At 39.7% G+C, this 1,371-nt stretch carries 1 protein-coding gene and 1 pseudogene; both read left to right on the top strand.

Going from position 1 to position 1,371, the window contains the following annotated elements:
- A partial coding sequence (gene add, locus ACO6FI_RS11600) for an adenosine deaminase (protein WP_485457466.1) occupies window positions 1–929 on the top strand: 929 nt, incomplete at its 5' end.
- Window positions 926–1,371: pseudogene (locus ACO6FI_RS11595) on the top strand (phosphopentomutase); the annotation flags it as partial. The gene add and the pseudogene ACO6FI_RS11595, both read left to right, overlap by 4 nt.

The following is a 1,371-nucleotide window of genomic DNA, read 5'->3' as shown; positions in this document are numbered from 1 at the left end:
GCTCACTTTCAAAGACATTCCTTGAAAATACTCTGGGCAGAAAATTCAGTATGGATGAACTCTCAGTCAGCATGGAGTGTTCAAGTTTGGTGGAATATCTTGAGAAATTCGATATTCCGCTAAGCGCTATGAATTCAAAGGAAAATATAAAGCAGGCCGCTCTTGAGGTGATGAAGCTTGCGGCAGATGAAAATGTCAGGTATATCGAGATACGATTTGCGCCGCTTTTATCAGTTACGGACAGCTTAAGTACAGAAGACGTTATAGAGTCAGTACTGGCAGGTATTAAAGAGGGCAACAAGCTTTACGGTATATACGGAAATGCCATATGCTGTGCTATGACTCACCATGATATAGAATCAAGTAAGTCGATGTTTAAAGTTGCAAGAGAATACTACAATGCAGGTGTGGCAGGACTTGACTTGGCGGGTGACGAGGCAAATCATCCTATAAAAGAGTTTTCTGAGCTTTTTAAATATGCCAAAGATCTGGGTATGAACTTTACAATTCATGCAGGTGAAGCCGGACCTAAGTCCAATATAGAGGGTGCTATAGAGTACGGTGCCAAAAGAATCGGACATGGTATCGCCATGAGAGATGATGAAAGACTTTTAAGTCTTGCGAAGGAGAGGCATATCGGTATTGAGATGTGTCCGATAAGCAATTATCAGACCAAGGCTGTAGGTAAAAAGGATATTTATCCTTACTCGGACTATATAAAAAGAGGTTTGCTTGCCACTGTAAATACTGATAACAGATTGGTCAGCAATACAAGCATTACAGATGAGATATTATTTTTGCAAAACAAGAATATGATAAATGATACAGAGATATTGCAGGGAATAAAGAATGCAATAGAAGTTTCTTTTGCAAGTGATGATATTAAGGATATGCTTTTAAAAGAGCTTAGCAAACAGGTATTATTATGAAGAAATATAAGAGAGTTTTTGTTGTTGTTTTGGATTCTTTAGGTATCGGTGCAATGCCTGATGCGGCTAAGTTCGGAGATGCAAATACCGATACCTTCGGACATATAGTAAGAGAATACGGCAAACTGAATATTCCGAATCTAAAGAAGCTCGGAATGTACAATCTTCATCCGGTTGAAGGAGAAAGCGGAGTAGAAAAGCCGCTTGGAAGATTTTGCAGAATGGAAGAGATGAGTAACGGTAAGGATACTATGACCGGTCACTGGGAGATGATGGGTCTTAGAATCGAAAAGCCGTTTCAGACATTTACAGATACAGGTTTTCCGAAGGAGCTTATAGACGAACTTGAAAAAAGATGCGGTAAGAGAGTAATAGGTAATAAGTCGGCTTCAGGTACCGAGATACTTGAAGAACTCGGAGAAGAAGAAATCAATACGGGAGC

The sequence above is a fragment of the Lachnoanaerobaculum sp. genome, assembly GCF_057250505.1.
This window is presented reverse-complemented; position numbering and strand designations above follow the sequence as displayed.